Annotated in this window: 1 protein-coding gene; it reads right to left on the bottom strand. The window is 38.6% G+C overall.

The window, feature by feature from the left end; translation table 11 throughout:
• Positions 1-122: 122 nt before the first annotated feature.
• Positions 123-1,923: copper-translocating P-type ATPase (locus GA0061080_RS12130; RefSeq protein ID WP_141683173.1), on the bottom strand; the 1,801-nt coding region annotated here is incomplete at its 5' end.

Here is a 1,923-nt window from a genome sequence, read left to right as displayed (position 1 = left end):
GGAGAATTTATTTTGCTCATCGGACACGCATTTTGTTAAAATGAAAGCCGATGAGTAATATGTGTCTGTCAGATTAAGTTTGAGCTACTACACTTGATTAAAGTATTTTCAATTATTATAAGTTACGTTCTAATCTTCCAACGTTTAAGTAAAAGTGCATTGGTTACAACACTAACACTACTTAACGCCATAGCAGCACCTGCTAGCATTGGATTTAAAAATCCCAATGCCGCTAGCGGAATACCAATTAAATTATAGAAAAATGCCCAAAATAAATTTTGTTTAATTTTATTATAGGTTCGGCGCGAAATATCGATCGCATCAGCAATCAAAAACAGATTACCACGCATTAGAGTAATACTTGCTGCATGCATAGCCACATCGGTGCCTGTGCCCATAGCAATACCAATATCGGCAGCCGCCAAGGCTGGAGCATCATTAATACCATCACCCACCATTGCGACGCGATTATGAGCGTTTATATCGCTTCCTTTTTGTAATTGATCAATGTAATTTGCTTTATCTTGCGGTAATACTTCAGCAATAACCTTATCTAAGCTTAACTGCTGACCAACATAATTAGCCGCTTTCTGGTTATCCCCAGTTAACATAACGGTTTTTACATTTAACTGATGCAATGCTTGAATAGCTTTTTCGGCTTCCTCCTTTATTACATCGGCAAAACCCAAGAGTGCTAATATCACCACATTACCTTCTGATTGCTGTTTCGCTAAAAATGAAATGGTATAACCTTTACTCGATAACTGATTAATTTTATCATCCATACCAACAAAATAAGCATTTAATGATTTCATCCAACGCAAACTACCTAAATAATATTCGGTGTTATCAACGGTTGCCATCACCCCTGAACCTGCTACCGAAGTAATATTTTGAGCATAATGATACTCTTTAGCTTTACTTAAAATAGCTTTGGCAAGTGGATGCTCACTACCTGCTTGTAATGACGCTGCGAGCGATAAAATTTGATCGGGCGTCTCGCTACCCATAACATCCATTTCAACTAATTCTGGTTTACCAATGGTTAATGTGCCTGTTTTATCAAATGCAACCATATTAATATTATGCAGTGTTTCTAATGCCTCGGCATCTTTAATTAAAATACCATGACGAGCAGCCACTCCTGTACCAACCATAATTGCTGTTGGTGTTGCTAAACCTAAAGCACAAGGGCAAGCAATCACTAACACAGCCACCGCATGCAGTAATGCTTGTTGCCAATCATGCGATATCACACCCCAAGCTAATAACGTAACAAGTGCAATCAATAAAATCACTGGCACAAAAATAGCGCTGATGCGATCAACAATTCGTTGGATTGGCGCTTTTTTAGCCTGAGCAGATTCAACCATTTCAATGATTTTGGATAAAGTAGAATCCGCTTGAATCGCTGTGGTTTTAACGATAAGTAACCCTTCGCCATTAATTGTACCGCCAGTAACAACATCATTAACGGTTTTATTTACAGGAAAACTCTCACCGGTTAGCATTGATTCATCACTACTAGATGCACCTTCAATCACAACGCCATCAACTGGAATACGCTCTCCAGGCTTAATAATAACAATATCATCCACTTTAACTTGGTTAATGGGTAAACTGATTTCTTGATTATCACGCCTTACTAAAGCAACATCAGGGCGTAGCGCAGACAGGGCTTCAATTGCTTGTGTGGTTTGATGTTTAGCTCTTGATTCTAACCACTTACCAAGCAAAATTAAGGTAATAATAATAACTGATGATTCAAAATAAAGGTGCTCATCATTGCCCATGATAAGCTGATACACCGACAGCCCATAAGCGGCACTAGTACCAATAGCCACCAACAAATCCATATTGCCTGACAACGCTTTAACCGCATTAAAACCGCTTCGATAAAATTTAGCACCCAGTCCAAATTGC

This window comes from Gilliamella intestini (assembly GCF_900094935.1).
In the GTDB taxonomy this organism is placed as follows: Bacteria; Pseudomonadota; Gammaproteobacteria; order Enterobacterales; family Orbaceae; genus Gilliamella; species Gilliamella intestini.
Note: the sequence above shows the minus strand (reverse complement) of the source record. Positions and strands in the feature narration are given on the sequence as shown.